Below are 775 nucleotides of genomic sequence, written 5' to 3'. Positions count from 1 at the left end.
ATGATGCCGTCCTCGGCAATGGGGGCGTAGCGGTCCAGTTCCGATTCTCCCACGGTGTTCATGGCCCGCTGCATCTGACGCACGGCCCGTGCGGGCCCCATATTCACCGCGCCGTCATAAAGCGCCGTAGCCAGAGGCAAAGGCAGACCGCCGCAGGCAAGCTTGTCCCAGAAGTGCTTTTTGAACAGGGCCGCAGCCTGGGCTTTGGTGCAGGCGCGGATGTCATCGGCGTCCACATCACCGTCCATGTCCATATCCAGGCTGTAATAGCCGCATTTGCTGGTTCGCAGCTCATGGCAGCCGTCGCAGCTTCGGGCCTGACGCAGACAGTCTTCCCGCGCCTGGCGGGCCAGGTCCTGCACCCATCGCAGGGAAACGCCGTGATTGGTCAGGCCGCCGGGGTCAGAGGGGTGGTCGGTAAGGCCGCCTTCCCAGCGGGCGGTAAATTCGTGGGCTTTCTGAAAAAAATTCGACATGGCATGCTCCGGCATGTGCTGCGTGTTTGTGAATGTGTCCGCCACTGCGGCGGCGTGGGTACACCATGTCAAAAAGGGCGGCTGCGGTAAGACTGAACGGGTTCAGTACCGCTATTTGCTTGCCTGGGGCGGGTCATAGGCTGTCAGACCCCTTGCCGGGAGGGTTTTTGCATAAAAAGGAACCCCCCGGCCTAGCCGGGGGTTCTTCATATGCGCCTGTAAGGCTTTCTTACCAGCCGCGCCCTAACAGGCGCACGGGCGATCTGACATTTGCATTTCTGTTACTTGCGGCCCGTAAA

Annotated in this window: 1 protein-coding gene; it reads right to left on the bottom strand. The window is 60.9% G+C overall.

The annotated features are described in order from the left end of the window. The coding region (locus V6C16_RS14590) for a glycosyl hydrolase 108 family protein (protein WP_333543607.1) at positions 1–476 on the bottom strand (476 nt) is incomplete at its 3' end. Positions 477–775 lie beyond the last annotated feature (299 nt).

The organism is Desulfovibrio sp. 1188_IL3213, assembly GCF_036763145.1.
GTDB lineage: Bacteria > Desulfobacterota > Desulfovibrionia > Desulfovibrionales > Desulfovibrionaceae > Desulfovibrio.
This window is presented reverse-complemented; position numbering and strand designations above follow the sequence as displayed.